Below are 16,287 nucleotides of genomic sequence, written 5' to 3' on the forward strand. Positions count from 1 at the left end.
GGAATGTCCTACTCCCTGGGGTCGGGCATGGTAAGTGTCGCGCAGGTGCCGGGCGTCGCATCGTCGAACCGCACCTCCCCTCGCAACTGGCGCGCCAGGCTGGCAATCATGCGCATGCCCAGGCTGTGCCGCGACGCCGCCTTCATGTCGAAATCGGCGGGCAGCCCCTGGCCATGGTCGCGCACCGTCAGGACGATCTGGCCATCGCGCGCGTGGAGCGAGACGTCGATCGCCCCGCCCTGTTCGTCATAGGCATATTTGATCGCGTTGGTCAGCAGCTCGGTCAGCATCAAACCGATCGGGATCGCGGTATCGGCGTTCATCTCGATCGCCTCGATGTCGCAATGCACCTGATGGTTCTGCGCCTGCTCGGCCAGTTGATGCGCAATCCCGCAGGCGAGATCGTCGAGCGACACCATCCCCACCCGCTCGCCGCGCCAGAGCTGGTCATGCGTCTGGGCGATGGCGGCGATCCGGGCCTGCGCGTCGTTCAGCATGCGCAGCACGCGGGGATCGTCATCCTCCTGCTTTTGCAGATTCAGCATGGCGGAGACGAGCGCGAGACTGTTCTTGACCCGGTGGCTGGCCTCGCGGGTCAGCAATTGCTGATGCTCGACCGCCTCGGCCAGCCGACGCTCGGCCTCCTGCCGTTCGATGGCGACGCCGATCAGATTGGCGAAACCCTGCATGAAGGCTAGGTCGGCCTCCTCGAATCGCCCTTCGTCGGGGCTGTCGACCTCGAGCACGCCGTAACGCTGCCCTGAGGCTTCGACGAGCACGTTGATCGCGCGGCGGATATGATGGTCGGCCATGAATTGCGGGGTGCGGAACCGCTCTTCCTGGTCGAGATGGTTGGAGATCACGCCCTGCCCGGTCTGGAGCGCGAAGCCCGCGGGCGAGCCCATGTCGGTCCGCATCTCGGTCGACCCGACCACGCCCGGCCCCCAACCGACGCCGGTGCGCACCAGCAGCGTGTCACGGTCGGCGCGATATTCCAGGAACTTGCAGAAGCGCGAGCGCATCCCCTCAGCGCATAATTCGGTCGCGCGTTGCAGCATCGGGTCCAGATCGCGCGCGCGCAGCGCCTCGATCCCGAAGGCGGCGAGCACCGATTGCTGGCGAAGCCGATAATGCAACTGCCCCGCGCCGGCGATTTCCAAATCCTCGCCCTGCGCCTGCTCCACCACCGCCATTCGCCGTCGAACCCCTTTCATCCCCGTTCCGGACGCGTCCAGAATAAGGATTGTTTTAACCATTTTAAACCCGATCCGGGTCCGTTCCGAAGGCGATCGGCACCCCTGGCCGCAAATGGGCCGACCGCCCATGGCACGACGCCCTCCCCGATCGCTCGGGAAGGGCGCCGGATGTCAGCGATGCGCGAGGCGGATCAGCGCGTCAGCTTCTTATAGGCCAGACGGGTCGGACGGTCGGCGGCATCGCCCATGCGGCGGCGCTTGTCCTCTTCGTACGACTCGTAATTGCCCTCGAACCATTCGACATGGCTGTCGCCCTCGAACGCCAGGATGTGGGTGCACAGGCGGTCGAGGAAGAAGCGGTCGTGGCTGATGACCACCGCGCAGCCCGCGAACGTCTCCAGCGCCTCTTCGAGCGCGCGCAGCGTTTCCACGTCGAGGTCGTTGGTCGGTTCGTCGAGCAGCAGGACGTTGCCGCCCTCCTTCAGCATCTTGGCCATATGGACGCGGTTGCGTTCACCGCCCGAGAGCTGGCCGACCTTCTTCTGCTGGTCCGGGCCGCGGAAGTTGAACGCGCCGACATAGGCGCGCGTGCCCAGCTCCTGCTTGCCGAAGCGGAAGACCTCCAGCTCGTCGGAGATTTCCTGCCAGACATTCTTGTTGGGATCGAGTTCGTCGCGGCTCTGGTCGACATAGCCGAGCTTGACGGTCGAGCCGATCTCGATCGTGCCCGCATCGGGCTGTTCCTGGCCGGTGATCAGCTTGAACAGCGTCGACTTGCCCGCGCCGTTCGGCCCGATCACGCCGACGATGCCACCCGGCGGCAGCATGAAGTCGAGATTTTCGAACAAAAGCTTGTCGCCGTACGACTTGGTCAGCCCCTTGGCCTCGATCACCTTGCCGCCCAGGCGCTCAGGGATCTGGATCAGGATCTGCGCCTTGCCCGCGACGCGGTTCTCCTGCTTCTCCATCAGCTCCTCGAACGCGCGGATACGCGCCTTCGACTTGGTCTGGCGGGCCTTGGGCGTCTGACGCATCCAGGCCAGCTCGTCGGCGATCGCCTTCTGCTTGCCCGCCTCGTCGCGCTCTTCCTGCTCCAGGCGCTTGGCCTTCTTCTCCAGATAGCCGGAATAGTTGGATTCGTAGGTGTAATAGCGGCCGCGATCCAGCTCGAGCACCCAGTTCACGACGTTATCCAGGAAGTAACGGTCGTGGGTGACGAGGATGACGTTGCCGGTATATTCCTTGAGGTAATTTTCCAGCCACGACACGCTCTCGGCGTCGAGGTGGTTGGTCGGTTCGTCGAGCAGCAGGATGTCGGGCTTTTCGAGCAGCAGCTTGCAGAGCGCCACGCGACGCTTCTCACCGCCCGACAGGCGGGTGACGTCGGCATCGCCCGGCGGGCAGCGCAGCGCTTCCATCGCCTGTTCCAGCTGGCTGTCGAGCGACCAGCCGTCGACCGCGTCGATCTTGGCCTGAAGCTCGCCCATCTCTTCCATCAGGGCGTCGAAATCGGTGTCGTCCTTCGGGTCGCCCATCTCCGCCGAGATGGCGTTGAAGCGATCGACCAGGTCGGCGATCGGGCGGACGCCGTCCTTGACGTTGCCCATCACGTCCTTGGCGGGGTCGAGCTGCGGCTCCTGCGCCAGATAGCCGACCCGGACGCCCTCGGCGGCCCAGGCCTCGCCGGTGAAGTCCGTGTCCATCCCCGCCATCACCTTCATCAGCGTGGACTTGCCCGCGCCGTTCGGTCCGATGATCGCGATCTTCGCGCTCGGCAGGAACTGGAGGTGGATGTTGTTGAGGACAGGCTTGTTGGCGCCGGGGAAGGTCTTGGTCAGACCCTTCATCACATAGGTATATTGGACGGCCATGGCGGCGCGGGGCTCCGTGCTTTTTTGCGACTGTTGGATGTTTGCCCGACCATGTAGTGGGTGCGCGGGCGGTTGGCAAACGGGACGGGCTGGGCAACAGTCGCACCCATGAAGCGAATTGTCCTTGCGGCACTGGCCGCCTCCGCCCTTTCCTCTCCCGTTCTGGCACAGCGGACGCCCCCGCCCCTGCCCGCGACCGTCGCGCCCGAGGTCGAACGGCTGCGCGACGCCGCGCTGACCGACACGGTCGCCTGGGACATTGTCGAGGGACTGACGACCGAAGTCGGCCAGCGCCTGGCGGGAACCGAGGCGGAGGCGCGGGCGCGGCAATGGGCGGTCGCCCGGCTGACCGCGCTGGGGTTCAAGAATGTCCGGATCGAGCCCTATCAGATGCCCGTCTGGGAACGCGGTGCGGAGAGCGCCGAGATCGTCGCGCCCTTTCCGCAGAAGCTGACGCTTGCCGCGCTCGGCAATTCGGGGGCGACCCCGGCAGGCGGGCTGACCGCCGACGTCGCGGTCTTCCCCAGCATGGCCGCCTTCCAGTCGGCGCCCGACTCGGCGATCAAGGGACGGATCGTCTATATCGGCAACGCCATGCCCCGGACCCAGGACGGATCGGGGTATGGCGCCTATGGCACCGCGCGCTTTACCGGACCCGCGCTGGCGGCCAAGCGGGGTGCGCTGGCCATCGTGATCCGCTCGATCGGCACCGACCATCACCGCTTTCCGCATACCGGCACGACCAATTTCCCCGAGGGCGTGAAGCCGATCCCGGCGGCGGCCCTGTCGGTGCCCGATGCCGAACAGCTCGAACGCGTCGCGGCGCGCGGCAAGCCGGTTCGGATGAAGCTGGTCCTGACCCCGCGCATGGTCGGCACGCGCGAATCGGGCAATGTCATAGCCGAGGTGCCGGGCAGCGATCCGTCGGCGGGCATCGTGCTGGTCGGTGGGCATCTCGACAGCTGGGACCTGGGCACCGGCGCGATCGACGATGCCAGCGGACTGGCGATCACCACCGCGGCCGCCAAGCGAATCATGGATGCTGGCCAGCCCAAGCGGACGATCCGCGTCGTCTGGTTCGGCGCGGAAGAGGTCGGCGGCATGGGCGGCGCGGCCTATGCCAAGGCGCATGCGGGCGAACGCCATGCCACCGCGTCGGAAAGCGATTTCGGCGCCGACCGGGTCTGGCGGTTCGAGGTCAACCTGCCCGCCGCCGCCAGCCCGGTCGCGGACCGGCTCCAGGCCGCTCTGGCCCCGCTGGGCATCACGCGGGGCAGCGGCCTGGGCGGCGACGGCACCGATATTGGCCCGACGCTGAAGCTGGGCACCGCGGCGATCGACCTGAACCAGTCGGGATGGGATTATTTCGATACCCATCACACGCCCGACGACGTACTGGACCGCGTCGACCCGGCGGGACTGCGCCAGAATGTCGCGGCCTGGACGACGATGCTGGCGGTCGTGGCCAACGCGCCCGAGCCGATCGGGGCCGTCACGCCGCGCTGACCGGGGCGATTCCGGTAACCTTTTGGTAACGTCAACGCCTTGAAAAAGCCCGATAGGCGCCATCGGTTCGTCGCGAACCTTGCTTTCGTATGAATTTTGCGGATTGACCGCGATGAACCGCACGTTATTTGAGCCGCTTCGCGACGGCATTCGGGTCGGCCGCGATGATTGCTTATGCTTGGGAGCATTCGAATGAAGAAGATTGCCTTTGTTCTCGCTGCCGCCGGCCTGATGTCCGTGGCCGCCTGCACGAAGTCGCCGGAAGCGGCCGCTGTTGAAAACAACGCGGACATGCTGGCTGACAACATGGAAATGCAGGCCGACAACCTCGACGCGGTTGCCGACAACACCTCGAACACCGCCGCTGCTGCGTCGCTCGAGAACGCTGCCGACAACATCAACGCCGCCGCCGACAACGTCCGTGACGCTGCCGACGCCAAGGCTGACAACCTGCAGTAATGCCGCCTCGGACCTTCGGGTCCGAAGCGCAGACTGTGTGTCGGAAAAAGGGTGCTTCCCCACGGGGAGGCGCCCTTTTTCTTTGCCCGAATTTCTTGTGGAAAGTGCCGATCCGGCGTTGCGAAAAGGCCCTGCGTCACGCTACGGACGGATTACGGTTGGGCCTGTAGCTCAATGGTTAGAGCTGGCCGCTCATAACGGCTAGGTTGCGGGTTCGAGTCCTGCCGGGCCCACCAACCGTCCCCGCACGCGTCGCCCGGCTCCGGGATCAGCCCAGATTAAGGGACGCCTGGTTGATCCGCCCGATCTCCACCAGCACCTCCGACGTCTCCAGCGACAGGTCGCGGACCTCGTCGGCGACGACCGCGAAGCCCCGCCCCTCATGGCCCAGCCTCGCCGCCTCGATACGGGCGTTCAGCGCGACGAGCCGGGTATTGGCCGAAATCCGGCCGACCCGCTCCAGCATCGCCTGAGCCTGCCGCGCCAGATCCTCGCGCCGTTCGCTCACCCGCGCCAGGTTGCGGGCATGGGTCACGTCGACAAAGGTCATGACCGCGCCATGACCGGCCTCGGGGTGAAAGGTGATCTCGAACACCAGCCCGTCATCGAAATGATGGTCGAACTGCCGCCGCACGCCTTCGCGGGCCCAGCTCCGGTGATTCTCCAATATGCCCGCCACCCGCTCGCGCGACCAACCCACCGTCTCGCCGACACAGGTGAGATAGTTCGAAAGCGTCGACCCGACCGTCACCGCCGTCTCGGCGATCCCGAATATGCGGCTGACATAGTGGTTGATCAGCGTGATGCGCTCGTCCCGATCGTAGATCAGGATGCCGTGACGCAGATGCTCCATGACCCGGGCCAGTTGATCCGTCGCCTGTCTCGCCAGCGCCCGGCCTTCCATCTCGCTTAACATATATTTGGAATACCACATTTCGCGGCCACCGGGAGGGCGTTTCGCACCCTATCGGCAAGGGACGACTTGTCGCCCGGAACTAACCGCCGTTAAGATGGCGACCGAAACGATCACAAAGGACGAGCATATGGCCGCAAAAGGCGACCCCAAGGTCATCGAATTTCTGAACGAGGCGCTCAAGAACGAGCTGACCGCGATCAACCAGTATTTCCTCCACTATCGCCTGCTGGACCACTGGGGCGTCTACAAGCTGGCGCAGTTCGAATATCACGAATCGATCGACGAGATGCGCCACGCCGACTGGCTGGCCGAGCGCATCCTGTATCTGGACGGCCTGCCCAATTTCCAGCTGCTCGGTCGCCTGCGCATCGGCGAGACGGTCGAGGAAGTGCTCAAGGGCGACCTGGCCATCGAGATCGAGGCCGTGGCGCAGCTGAAGGGCGCGATCGCCTATTGCGAAGAGGTGAAGGACTATGTCAGCCGCGACCTGTTCGCGCGCATCCTGGCCAGCGAGGAGGAGCATGTCGACACGCTGGAGCGACAGTTCGAGATGATCGAGCGCATGGGCATCCAGAATTACGTCCAGCTCAACGCGATGGCCGAGAACGACACGCCCAAGTCGGGCGCGGCTCCGCATCTGAAGGGGTGATTTCGAGGGGGCGGGCCCGAGGGTTCGCCCCCCGGTTTTGCATGGAACGGCTCCGCGCTGTCGAATGGCGTGGCCTTCGACTTCGCTCAGGCTGAACGGCTGGTGGGACGGCATTATGATAGGCGATGGAAGAGCGCCGCCCCGTGGCTCGCTCTCGCCTTACCCAACCCAAAGCCCCGTTCAGCCTGAGCGAAGTCGAAGGCCAAGGGCGGCCCTTCACCCAGTCACCCCGATTCCATAGGGATGATATGAGACTGCCCCACCCCTCCCCTTCAGGGGAGGGGCCGGGGGTGGGGCGCCTCCGCAAGCGTGAGGTTCGCGGCAATGCCCCACCCCAACCCCTCCCCTCCCCTGAAGGGGAGGGGCTTAGCCCCGCTCTCGCCAGGACAGGCTCGAACGCCCCCGGCCCTTATCCGTCCTTGTTGCCGAACGGGTTCTTCGGCGCACGCAGCGTCAGGCGAACGGGAACCGCACCGAAGCCCAGTTCGCGCCGCATCGAATTGACCAGATAGCGTTCATAGCTGGCGGGCAGCTGATCGACGCGCGTGCCGAAGATCACGAAGCTGGGCGGGCGCGACTTTACCTGGGTGACGTAGCGCAGCTTGATCCGCTTGCCGCCGGGCGCGGGCGGCGGGTTGGCGTCGACCGCACGCTCGAACCAGCGGTTGAGTTCGCCGGTCGGCACGCGCTTCGACCAGGCGGCGCGCGTCTCGAACGCGGCCTCGATCAGCGTGTCGAGCCCCTTGCCGGTCGCCGCCGACACCGCCAGCAGCGGCACGCCCTTCACCTGGCTGAGCCCGTCCTCCAGCGCCTTCTTCACGCCGTTGAACAGCGAGGACGGACTTTCCGCCACGTCCCATTTGTTGAGCGCAATCAGCAGCGCGCGGCCTTCTTCCAGCACGCGGTCGGCGATGCGCAGGTCCTGCGACTCCAGCCCCAGCGTCGCGTCGAGCAGCAGGACGACGACCTCGGCGAAGTCGACCGCACGCAGGGCATCGGCGACCGACAGCTTTTCCAGCTTGTCCTGCACCTTCGCCTTTTTGCGCATGCCCGCCGTGTCGATCAGGCGAACCTGCCGCACTTCGCCGTCCCGGTCGCGCCATTCCCAGTCGATCGCGATCGAATCGCGCGTGATCCCGGCCTCGGGGCCGGTGATGAGGCGATCCTGGCCGAGGAAACGGTTGATCAGCGTCGACTTGCCCGCATTGGGGCGGCCGACGATAGCGAGCTTCAGCGGGGCATAGGGATTGTCGAGATCGACCTCCTCTTCCTCCTCCTCGTCCTCGCGGTCGATAAAGGGCAGCAACGCCTCGAACAGGTCGCCCACGCCTTCGCCATGCTCGGCGGACAGCTGGACCGGGTCGCCAAAGCCCAGCGCCAGCGCCTCGAGGACGCCCTGCTCGGCGGCGCGGCCTTCGGCCTTGTTCGCGGCGAGCACGATGGGGGTGTTCGAGCTGCGCAGCCAGCGGGCGATTTCCTCGTCCAGCGGCATGACGCCCGCACGCGCATCGACCAGGAACAGCGCGACATCGGCCTCGCCGATAGCGGCTTCGGTCTGGCGGCGCATCCGGCCGGGCAGGGTATCGGGGTCTTCGTCCTCGTAACCCGCCGTGTCGATCACGCGGAAATCGAGGCCCAGGAGATGCGCGTCGCCTTCACGCCGGTCGCGCGTCACGCCGGGCCGGTCGTCGACCAGCGCCAGCTTCTTGCCGACCAGACGGTTGAACAGCGTCGACTTGCCGACATTGGGTCGGCCGACGATCGCGACGATAGGGAGTTTAGCCATCGCGCTGCGTTAGCGAAAGCCGAGCCCTTCGTCACGGTACAAACGTATCGCCTCCCCGAGCCCTGCCGGGGAGGCGACAAGCGATCACTTGTAAGCGGTCACCCGCCCCTTCTGATCCAGAACGTACAGCGTGCCGTTCGCGACGATCGGCGGCAGCGCGAAGGGCGCCTTGGTGTCGACCGTCGCCTCGACCGAGCCGTCGCCCGGATTGGCATAGACGATCTGCCCCTCCGAATTGGTCAGGATCAGACGGTTGCCCGCCAGCACCGGACCGAACCAGGTGATCGCGCCAGTCTTCTTCTTCTCGTTGTGGAAACGCTGGAGCTGGGCGATCCAGCGCGCCTTGCCGCTCGACCGGGCGAGCGCGACCAGGCGCGCATCGTCGGTGACGAGGAATATCCATTCGCCCGCGATCCACGGCGTCGAGATACCGGCGAAATTCTGTTCCCACAGCCGCTGGCCGGTCGACAATTCCAGCGCGACCATGCGGCCGCCCTGGCCCAGCGCATAGACGCGGCCCTGGTCGATCACCGGCGCGGCGTCGATGTCCGACAGGCTCGACACCGAGGTCGAGATGGTCGTGCGCGACAGCGCGTCCTGCCACAGCATGCGGCCATTCTCATAGCGATAGGCGTTCAGCTCGCCGCTGGAGAAGCCGGCGATCACCGTACCCTGGCTGGCCGAGGGCGCGGCGACGCCGAGCACACCCTGCGTGCCGAGCGTCCCCTGCCCCGCCCAGACGATCTTACCATCGGCCTGGTTGATCGCATAAAGCTGGTTGTCCTGGGTCAGGACATAGACATTGCCGTTGGCGATCGTCGGCGAACCGCGCAGCGGGCCGCTGGGCTTGGCGCGCCACAGCACCTTGCCGTCGGCCGCGCTGGCGGCGATCACGTCGCCCAGGCCGTCGGTGGCGAAGACGGTGCCGGAATCATAGCTGACCCCGCCGCCGAAACGGGCCGAATGGTTGGCCTCCCCCTCGCTGACCGCAGTCGACCAGAGCTTGGCCCCGGTATCGGCGTTCATGGCTATGACGTTGCCGTCGACATCGACGACGAACAGCTTGCCCTCCGCCACCACCGGCGCGGTGGTCAGCGGATCGCGGGCCGAGCCGCCGTCGATCGTGCTCTGCCACAGACGCTGCGGCTGCGCCGCCAGCGCGAGCTGCCCCATTGACTTGGCGGCATTGCCACCCGGCTGCGACCAGTCGGTGTTGGTTTCGGGTGCGGGCAACAGGACCTGCACGTCGGCGATCGTCTTGTCGGCCTCGACCCCCGTCTCGGAGACGAGGATCGGCACCCGGTTGCCGATGGTCGGCGTCTTCTTGGGTGCGCCCTTGAATACCCCACAGGCGCCCAGCGCCATCAGCGCGGCAAGCGCTGCCGAGGTGCGGAAATGCTTCGTCATTGGGTCTTCGTGTCCTCGCTCTGGCCGACCGCATCGACCCCCAATACGCCGGCCATCTGAACCGCACGTTGCCGCAACGTATCGGGCACATCCTTGTCGCTGGCAATCTGTCCGAACAGGCGGCCCGCTTCGGCCCGCTTGTTCATCCGCAGATAGGCGACCGCGACCATCTCGCCCGCGCTGCCGAACCAGGCATTGCCGGGCACCGCCAGCGTGCCCAGACGGGCGACGACCGCCTGGGGCTTCATCGTGTCATATTCGGCCATGGTCTGGCGAACCAGCGCCAGGTCGCGGAACGGCTGCGCCAGCGAGGCATCGCCCGCGATCGCGGCGAACCTGGCCGCCGCGCCCTTCAGGTCGTCGCGCTGGAGCAGGATGTCCGCCTGGGTGAATTCCGCCAGCGCGCGATAGGCGTCGACATTCGACCCGGCCAGCGTCTTCAGCTTGGCGTCCGCCGTCTTGGTGTCGTTCTGCGCCAGCGCGTCATAGGCGCTCTGCAACTGCTCGCCATCGACACCTGCCGCCTGATGCTGGCGGTGCTGCCAATAGAGATAGCCGCCAAAGGCCGCGAGGCCGATCAGGATCGCCGCCCCGACCACCAGGCCCCAGCGGGTCCAGAAACGGGTCAGCCGGTCGCGACGCAGTTCGTCGTCGACCTCGCTCATAAAGGCCTGGCTGGATTGGGGCGTTAGGGCCAAGACGGGCTCCGCTATTCTGGATCAGGGCAATAAGGAAGCCGCGACCTTTAGCGAGGAGCGGCCCCGGTGGGAAGCGGGGTTGGGAATTGCGCCCCGCGCGATCAGGATTCGCGGGGGGCGTAGACCTGTTCGGGCCCCGGAAAACGCCGGGCGCGGACATCCTCGGCATAGGTCCGTGCCGCCTCGCCGATCCGCTCGCCCATCGTCTCGTAGCGGCGGACGAAGCGCGCGGTGCGGTCGAACAGGCCCAGCATGTCCTCGCCGACCAGCACCTGCCCGTCGCACTCGGCCGACGCGCCGATGCCGATGGTCGGACAGGCGACCTGCCGGGTGATCTCGATCGCGATGGGTTCCACCACCCCCTCGATCACCACCGAAAAGGCCCCCGCCTCCGCCACCGCCACCGCATCGGCGACGATCTTGGCGGCTTCCTCGGGGCTGCGGCCGCGCGCGCCATAGCCGCCCAGCACGTTCACCGCCTGCGGCGTCAGGCCGACATGGCCCATGACGGGGATGCCCCGCTCGACCAGGAAGCGGACGGTCGGCGCCATGGCGACCCCGCCCTCCAGCTTGACCGCCGCCGCGCCGGTTTCCTTGAGCAGCCAGGCGGCATTCTCGAACGCCTTTTCCGGGCTCGCCTCATAGCTGCCGAAGGGCAGGTCGATGACGACCACCGCGTGATAGCTGCCCCGCACGACCGCCGCCCCGTGCGCCGCCATCATCTGGAGCGTGACCGGCACGGTCGAGGGCAGGCCATAGATCACCTGCCCCAGGCTGTCGCCGACCAGCAGCATGTCGCAATGCGGGTCGAGCAGCTGCGCCGAGCGCACCGTATAGGCGGTCAGCATGACCAGGGGCGTGCCGCCCTTGGCACGGCGGATGGCGGGGATGGTCAGCCGCTTCATCGGCGCGGGCGTGGGATTGGCGCGACTCGTCGCGGTGTCGAGCGTGTAGGTCGTGGACATGGCGCCAGCCTCTACTCCCGCTACGCCACCGGCTCCAGCCCCCTGGTTTGCGGGCGGATTTTCAGGGGAGGATTTCGGCGTAGCGCTCGGGCTTGAAGCCCACGGTCAGCGTGCCGTCGCGGTCGAGCACCGGCCGCTTGATGAGCGAGGGCTGCGCCTGCATCAGATGGATCGCCTTGTCGGCATCGATATCCTGGCGTTCGGCCTCGTCCAGCTTGCGAAAGGTCGTGCCCGCCCGGTTCAGCAGCACTTCCCAACCCACCTGATCGACCCAGCGGCGCAGGCTGGCCTCGTCGATCCCGTCGGTCTTGTAGTTGTGGAAGCGATAGTCGACGCCATGCTGGTCGAGCCAGGTCCGCGCCTTCTTCATCGTGTCGCAATTGGGGATGCCGTAGAGTTGGATGGTCATTCGAGGCTCCGGATCATGATTTGTCGGGGGCTTTAGCGGTGATGTGGGGGAATTGCAGCAGGTCGGTTCGGGGATTGGGCTAGCGTGGGGCGTGGCCTTCGACTTCGCTCAGGCTGAACGGCGGTTGGGGAAAGCCCCCATTCCCCCGCTCCGTTCAGCTCCGTTGATGACGATCTCGACGTGACTGGTGTCTTGAAAAGTCCCCATTCCCTCGCTCCGTTCAGCCTGAGCGAAGTCGAAGGCCACGCCCCCCCGGAAACCTAACCCGTGGCAATCCACACGGGGTGGCGCCCCCCTTTCCGGCCCGCTATCCCGACAGCCATGCAGGACCATCCCTTCTACGCGCTTCACACCCATGGCCTGATCCGGGTCGCCGCCGCGACGCCCGCCGCCTCGGTGGGGGATGCGTTCGCCAATGCGCAGGCCATGCTCGACCTGGCGCGGACGGCGGATGAAGACGGGGTCGACCTGATCGTCTTTCCCGAATTGTCGCTGACCTCCTATGCGATCGACGACCTGCATCTTCAGGGCGCGATGCACCGCGCCACGCTGGAGGCGCTGGGCGAGATGGTCGATGCCAGCGCCGCCCTGTCGCCGGTGATGCTCGTCGGAGCGGCGCTGCCTCGCAACGGGCGGCTGTACAATTGCGCCGTCGCCATCGCGCGCGGCCGCATCCTGGGCGTGGTGCCCAAGAGCTTCCTGCCCAATTACCGCGAATATTACGAGAAGCGCTGGTTCGCGAGCGGCGTCGGCCTGACCGGGCTGACCATCGATCTGGACGGACAGTCGGTGCCCTTCGGCACCGACCTGATCTTCGCGGCCGAGGACCTGCCCGGCTTCGTCATCCATGCCGAAATCTGCGAGGATTACTGGGCCCCCACCCCGCCCTCGACGCTGGGGGCGCTGGCGGGTGCGACGATCTGCTGCAACCTGTCGGCGTCGAACATCGTCATCGGCAAGGCGCGCGACCGGACGATGCTGGCGGCGGCGCAGTCGGCGCGGGCGGCCTGCGCCTATGTCTATTCGGCGGCGGGGATTGGCGAGAGCACGACCGACCTGTCCTGGGACGGCCAGGGGCTGATCCACGAACTGGGCGAGCTTCTGACCCAGTCGGAGCGGTTCGACCGGCGCCCCGCGCTCACCATCGCCGATGTCGATGTCGAGCGGATCGTGCAGGAGCGGCTGCGCTTCGGCACGTTCAACGACGCCGCCGCCGCCATGGGCCATCCCGAGACGCGGTTCCGCCGCATCGGCTTCGTCCACGGGGTCGAGCCGGTCGAACAGGGCCTCCGCCGCCAGGTGCAGCGTTTTCCCTTCGTCCCCGACGACCCCGCGCGGCGCGACGAAGATTGCTTCGAGGCCTATAACATCCAGGTCGAGGCGCTGGCCAAGCGGCTGGAGGCGAGCCGCGCCCGGACGCTGGTCATCGGCGTGTCCGGCGGGCTCGATTCCACCCATGCGCTGATCGTCGCGGCCAAGGCGACCGACCGGCTGGGCTGGAGCCGCGACCGCATCCTGGCCTTCACCATGCCCGGCTTCGCCACCGGCGAGGGGACGAAGGCGCAGGCCTGGGCGCTGATGCGCGCGTTGGGGGTGAGCGCCGAGGAGATCGACATCCGCCCCGCCGCGCAACAGATGCTGGCGGACATGGGCCATCCCTTCGCGGCCGGGGAGCCGGTCCATGACGTGACCTTCGAGAATGTGCAGGCGGGGCTCCGCACCGACTATCTCTTCCGCCTCGCCAACCAGCGCGGCGGGATCGTGCTGGGCACCGGCGACCTGTCGGAGCTGGCGCTCGGATGGTGCACCTACGGCGTCGGCGACCAGATGAGCCATTATGCGGTCAATGCGGGGGTTCCGAAGACGCTGATCCAGTTCCTGATCCGCTGGTGCATCCGTACCGGCCAGTATGACGCGGCGACCAACCAGGTGCTGGCCGCGATCCTGGCGCAGGAAATCTCGCCCGAACTGGTCCCCGCCGATGCTAGCGGCGCGATGCAGTCGACCGAGGCGATGATCGGCCCCTATGCGCTCAACGATTTCTTCGCGCATTACGTCATCCGCTACGGCCTGAAGCCCTCCAAGATCGCCTTCCTCGCCTGGCATGCGTGGCATGACGCGGAGGCGGGCGGCTGGCCCGAGGATCTGCCGCAGGATGCGCGCATCGCCTATGACCTGCCCGTGATCCGCCACTGGCTGGAGCGGTTCCTGACCCGCTTCTTCCAGACCAGCCAGTTCAAGCGTTCGGCGCTTCCCAACGGCCCGAAAGTGTCGCCGGGCGGCGCGCTTTCGCCCCGTGGCGACTGGCGTGCGCCCTCGGACGGCAGTGCGGCGATCTGGCTGGCGGAATTGCGGGACACCCTGCCACCGGCCTGACCAGAGCGGGCTTGGCAGGGGAGGACGTTCGGCGCTATGCTGAACGCTTGACGTATACGTTTCTTCCCAAATTACAGGCTCCTCCCGGCCTGTCGGCACGAGAGATACCATGAGCCTTGTCGTTCGCACCCTGTCGGAGCAGATCTTCACGATCGTCCGCGAACGCATCATCAGCGGCGCCCTGCCCGAAGACCAGCCGATCCGCCAGGACGCGCTGGCCAACGAGTTGGGGGTCAGCAAGATTCCGCTTCGCGAGGCGCTGGCGCGTCTGGAGCAGGAAGGGCTGCTGGTCAGCCAGGCCAATCGCGGCTTCTTCGTCCGGTCGCTGGGCGCGGGCGAGGCGGAGGAGATTTACGAGCTCCGCCTGTCGATCGAACCCGATGCCGCCGCGCGGGCCAGCCGCGTCGCCTCGATCGCCGATCAGGCGGCGGCGCGCGAGGCGCTGACCGCGCTCGACGTGGCGGCGCGCGAGGCGCTGCACGAGGTCGCGCTCCTCAACCGCGCCTTCCACCTCGCGCTGGTCCGGCCGCTGGGCGCCGCGCTCACCTTCCAGCTGATCGAGCGGTTGCAGGTGCTGGCCGAACGCTATGTCGTCCAGCATCTGAAACCCGCCGGACGCGAGGACCGCGCGCATGAGGAGCATCACGCGCTGCTCGATGCATGGCTGGCGCGTGACGAAGCGCGGGTCGCCGGGCTGCTGACCGATCATATTGGCGCGACGATCGTCGACCTTCGCGCCCAGCTGGCCGAATAAACGCTATCCCGAACCCCGCGCCACGGGCGTCGTGATGATCCGCGCGCCCCGGCGATAGGTCAGATAGCGCCAGAGCCATTGCAGGCTGACGCGGATGCGCTGCGCGAAGCTGACCAGCAGCACGACATGGACGATCGCCCATAGCATCCAGGCCGGATAGCCCTTTAACCGATAGCGGCCGAAATCGAAGATCGCGGCGTGTCGCCCGATGATCGCCGCATTGCCGCGATTGTGGAAGCGAAAGGGCGGCGCGGACCGGCCCCGGGTCAACAGGTCGCGCAAAGCCTTGCCCAGATAGTCCCCCTGCTGCTGCGCCACCTGCGCCAGTCCCGGCAGCGGCTTGCCCGCCTCGTCCGGACAGGCGGCGACATCGCCCAGCGCATAGACGCCCTCCAGCCCCTCGACGCTCAGGTCGGGCTTTACCGCGACCCGACCGCCCGGCCCCGGCTTCACCCCCAGCAGCGCCGCCGCCCCCGTCGGCGCGACGCCCGCCCCCCACAGGACGGTGCGTGCCGGGATGAAGCGGCCGCCCGCGGTCAGCCCTTCCTCAGTGATCGTCTCGACCGGCATGTTCGTCATGATCTCGACGCCCAGCCGCCCGAGTGCCCGCTCGGCATAATCGGCCAGCGAATCGGGAAAGGCGGCCAGGATGCGCGGGCCCGCCTCGACCAGGATGATCTTCGCCGCCTCGGGCCGGATGCGCCGGAAGTCCGCGGTCAGCGTATAGCGTGCCAGCTCGGCGACCGAGCCCGCCAGTTCCACCCCGGTCGGGCCGCCGCCGACGATCACGAAGGTCATCAGCGCCTCGCGATCCGCCGCGCCGTCGCGCTCCGCCTCCTCGAACGCGCCCAGCACGCGCGAGCGGATCAGCCGCGCCTCCTCGATCGACTTGCAGGCGGGCGCGACGCTGCGCCATTCGTCATGCCCGAAATAGCTGCTGGTCGATCCGGTGGCGACGACCAGCCGGTCATAGGACAGCGTCTCGCCGGTCGACAGGCCGATCCGGCGCGCCCCGGTGTCGATCTGCGCGACATCACCCAGCACGACGCGGATATTGGGGAACCGGCCGAGGACATGGCGGATCGGCTCGGCCACATCCGCCGGGGACAGCGCGGCGGTCGCGACCTGATAGAGCAGCGGCACGAACAGATGATAGTTGTTCCGGTCGATCACCGTCACCCGCACCGGCGCGCGGGCCAGCCGCTTGGCCACCGCCAGCCCGCCAAACCCGGCGCCGACGATGACGACATGCGGCCAGGCGGGATCGACGGCGTGGCCTTCGGGCCCGCTCATGA

14 protein-coding genes and 1 tRNA gene are annotated in these 16,287 nt (G+C 67.1%); 6 read left to right on the forward strand and 9 right to left on the reverse strand.

Annotated elements, in window-relative coordinates:
- Positions 1-8 precede the first annotated feature (8 nt).
- The gene (locus ABIC44_RS01530) at positions 9-1,193 is read right to left on the reverse strand and encodes a sensor histidine kinase (RefSeq protein ID WP_354293231.1); all 1,185 of its coding nucleotides are present in this window, start codon (positions 1,191-1,193) and stop codon (positions 9-11) included.
- A 194-nt stretch (positions 1,194-1,387) separates the two neighbouring features.
- Positions 1,388-3,067 (reverse strand): energy-dependent translational throttle protein EttA, encoded by a 1,680-nt coding sequence (ettA, locus tag ABIC44_RS01535; RefSeq protein ID WP_309695939.1) that lies wholly within the window; start codon positions 3,065-3,067, stop codon positions 1,388-1,390.
- Between the two features lie 108 nt (positions 3,068-3,175).
- Between ettA and ABIC44_RS01540 the strand changes: the two genes are divergently transcribed.
- From ABIC44_RS01540 to ABIC44_RS01550, 3 genes are all read left to right on the forward strand, one after another.
- Positions 3,176-4,573 carry a M20/M25/M40 family metallo-hydrolase gene (locus ABIC44_RS01540; RefSeq protein ID WP_354293232.1) on the forward strand — a complete coding sequence of 466 codons (1,398 nt, stop codon included), beginning with the start codon at positions 3,176-3,178 and terminating at the stop codon, positions 4,571-4,573.
- 192 nt (positions 4,574-4,765) lie between these two features.
- Positions 4,766-5,032: a hypothetical protein gene (locus tag ABIC44_RS01545; RefSeq protein ID WP_307099264.1), complete on the forward strand. Its 267-nt coding sequence runs from the start codon at positions 4,766-4,768 to the stop codon at positions 5,030-5,032.
- 160 nt (positions 5,033-5,192) lie between these two features.
- A tRNA-Ile gene (locus tag ABIC44_RS01550) sits at positions 5,193-5,268 on the forward strand.
- 32 nt (positions 5,269-5,300) lie between these two features.
- On the opposite strand, the gene ABIC44_RS01555 is transcribed toward ABIC44_RS01550, so the two are convergent.
- Positions 5,301-5,948 (reverse strand): PAS-domain containing protein, encoded by a 648-nt coding sequence (locus tag ABIC44_RS01555; RefSeq protein WP_354293233.1) that lies wholly within the window; start codon positions 5,946-5,948, stop codon positions 5,301-5,303.
- Positions 5,949-6,075: 127 nt separating this feature from the next.
- Here ABIC44_RS01555 and bfr point away from each other — a divergent pair, with 127 nt between their 5' ends.
- A complete protein-coding gene (gene bfr / locus ABIC44_RS01560) occupies positions 6,076-6,597 on the forward strand; it encodes a bacterioferritin (RefSeq protein WP_307099269.1) in 522 nt (173 codons plus the stop codon).
- Positions 6,598-7,006: 409 nt separating this feature from the next.
- On the opposite strand, the gene der is transcribed toward bfr, so the two are convergent.
- From der to ABIC44_RS01585, 5 genes are all read right to left on the reverse strand, one after another.
- The gene (der, locus tag ABIC44_RS01565) at positions 7,007-8,383 is read right to left on the reverse strand and encodes a ribosome biogenesis GTPase Der (protein ID WP_309695947.1); all 1,377 of its coding nucleotides are present in this window, start codon (positions 8,381-8,383) and stop codon (positions 7,007-7,009) included.
- Positions 8,384-8,467: 84 nt separating this feature from the next.
- On the reverse strand, positions 8,468-9,790 hold the full coding sequence (locus tag ABIC44_RS01570) for an outer membrane protein assembly factor BamB family protein (protein WP_354293234.1): 1,323 nt from the start codon (positions 9,788-9,790) through the stop codon (positions 8,468-8,470).
- Positions 9,787-10,455 (reverse strand): tetratricopeptide repeat protein, encoded by a 669-nt coding sequence (locus ABIC44_RS01575; RefSeq protein WP_354293235.1) that lies wholly within the window; start codon positions 10,453-10,455, stop codon positions 9,787-9,789. Before ABIC44_RS01575 ends, ABIC44_RS01570 begins: the two co-directional genes overlap by 4 nt.
- A gap of 134 nt (positions 10,456-10,589) precedes the next feature.
- The gene (gene panB / locus ABIC44_RS01580; protein ID WP_307099279.1) at positions 10,590-11,453 is read right to left on the reverse strand and encodes a 3-methyl-2-oxobutanoate hydroxymethyltransferase; all 864 of its coding nucleotides are present in this window, start codon (positions 11,451-11,453) and stop codon (positions 10,590-10,592) included.
- 61 nt (positions 11,454-11,514) lie between these two features.
- Positions 11,515-11,862 (reverse strand): ArsC family reductase, encoded by a 348-nt coding sequence (locus ABIC44_RS01585; protein ID WP_354293236.1) that lies wholly within the window; start codon positions 11,860-11,862, stop codon positions 11,515-11,517.
- Positions 11,863-12,183: 321 nt separating this feature from the next.
- Between ABIC44_RS01585 and ABIC44_RS01590 the strand changes: the two genes are divergently transcribed.
- Both ABIC44_RS01590 and ABIC44_RS01595 read left to right on the forward strand, forming a co-directional pair.
- Positions 12,184-14,238, forward strand: a complete 2,055-nt coding sequence (locus ABIC44_RS01590) for an NAD(+) synthase (protein WP_354293237.1) — start codon at positions 12,184-12,186, stop codon at positions 14,236-14,238.
- A 109-nt stretch (positions 14,239-14,347) separates the two neighbouring features.
- Positions 14,348-14,992, forward strand: a complete 645-nt coding sequence (locus ABIC44_RS01595; protein WP_307099286.1) for a GntR family transcriptional regulator — start codon at positions 14,348-14,350, stop codon at positions 14,990-14,992.
- A 3-nt stretch (positions 14,993-14,995) separates the two neighbouring features.
- On the opposite strand, the gene ABIC44_RS01600 is transcribed toward ABIC44_RS01595, so the two are convergent.
- Positions 14,996-16,285 (reverse strand): NAD(P)/FAD-dependent oxidoreductase, encoded by a 1,290-nt coding sequence (locus ABIC44_RS01600; RefSeq protein WP_354293238.1) that lies wholly within the window; start codon positions 16,283-16,285, stop codon positions 14,996-14,998.
- Between the last annotated feature and the right edge of the window lie 2 nt (positions 16,286-16,287).

This window comes from Sphingomonas sp. 1185 (genome assembly GCF_040544655.1).
Taxonomy (GTDB): Bacteria; Pseudomonadota; Alphaproteobacteria; order Sphingomonadales; family Sphingomonadaceae; genus Sphingomonas.

What these genes read in the sequence shown, in the direction of transcription:
- der (WP_309695947.1), bottom strand. Translation starts at nt 8,383, where the DNA reads ATGGCTAAACTCCCTATCGTCGCGATCGTCGGCCGACCCAATGTCGGC.
- ABIC44_RS01530 (WP_354293231.1), bottom strand. Translation starts at nt 1,193, where the DNA reads ATGGCGGTGGTGGAGCAGGCGCAGGGCGAGGATTTGGAAATCGCCGGC.
- ABIC44_RS01585 (WP_354293236.1), bottom strand. Translation starts at nt 11,862, where the DNA reads ATGACCATCCAACTCTACGGCATCCCCAATTGCGACACGATGAAGAAG.
- ABIC44_RS01590 (WP_354293237.1), top strand. Translation starts at nt 12,184, where the DNA reads ATGCAGGACCATCCCTTCTACGCGCTTCACACCCATGGCCTGATCCGG.
- ettA (WP_309695939.1), bottom strand. Translation starts at nt 3,067, where the DNA reads ATGGCCGTCCAATATACCTATGTGATGAAGGGTCTGACCAAGACCTTC.
- ABIC44_RS01595 (WP_307099286.1), top strand. Translation starts at nt 14,348, where the DNA reads ATGAGCCTTGTCGTTCGCACCCTGTCGGAGCAGATCTTCACGATCGTC.
- bfr (WP_307099269.1), top strand. Translation starts at nt 6,076, where the DNA reads ATGGCCGCAAAAGGCGACCCCAAGGTCATCGAATTTCTGAACGAGGCG.
- ABIC44_RS01540 (WP_354293232.1), top strand. Translation starts at nt 3,176, where the DNA reads ATGAAGCGAATTGTCCTTGCGGCACTGGCCGCCTCCGCCCTTTCCTCT.
- ABIC44_RS01600 (WP_354293238.1), bottom strand. Translation starts at nt 16,285, where the DNA reads ATGAGCGGGCCCGAAGGCCACGCCGTCGATCCCGCCTGGCCGCATGTC.
- ABIC44_RS01545 (WP_307099264.1), top strand. Translation starts at nt 4,766, where the DNA reads ATGAAGAAGATTGCCTTTGTTCTCGCTGCCGCCGGCCTGATGTCCGTG.
- panB (WP_307099279.1), bottom strand. Translation starts at nt 11,453, where the DNA reads ATGTCCACGACCTACACGCTCGACACCGCGACGAGTCGCGCCAATCCC.
- ABIC44_RS01555 (WP_354293233.1), bottom strand. Translation starts at nt 5,948, where the DNA reads ATGTTAAGCGAGATGGAAGGCCGGGCGCTGGCGAGACAGGCGACGGAT.
- ABIC44_RS01575 (WP_354293235.1), bottom strand. Translation starts at nt 10,455, where the DNA reads ATGAGCGAGGTCGACGACGAACTGCGTCGCGACCGGCTGACCCGTTTC.
- ABIC44_RS01570 (WP_354293234.1), bottom strand. Translation starts at nt 9,790, where the DNA reads ATGACGAAGCATTTCCGCACCTCGGCAGCGCTTGCCGCGCTGATGGCG.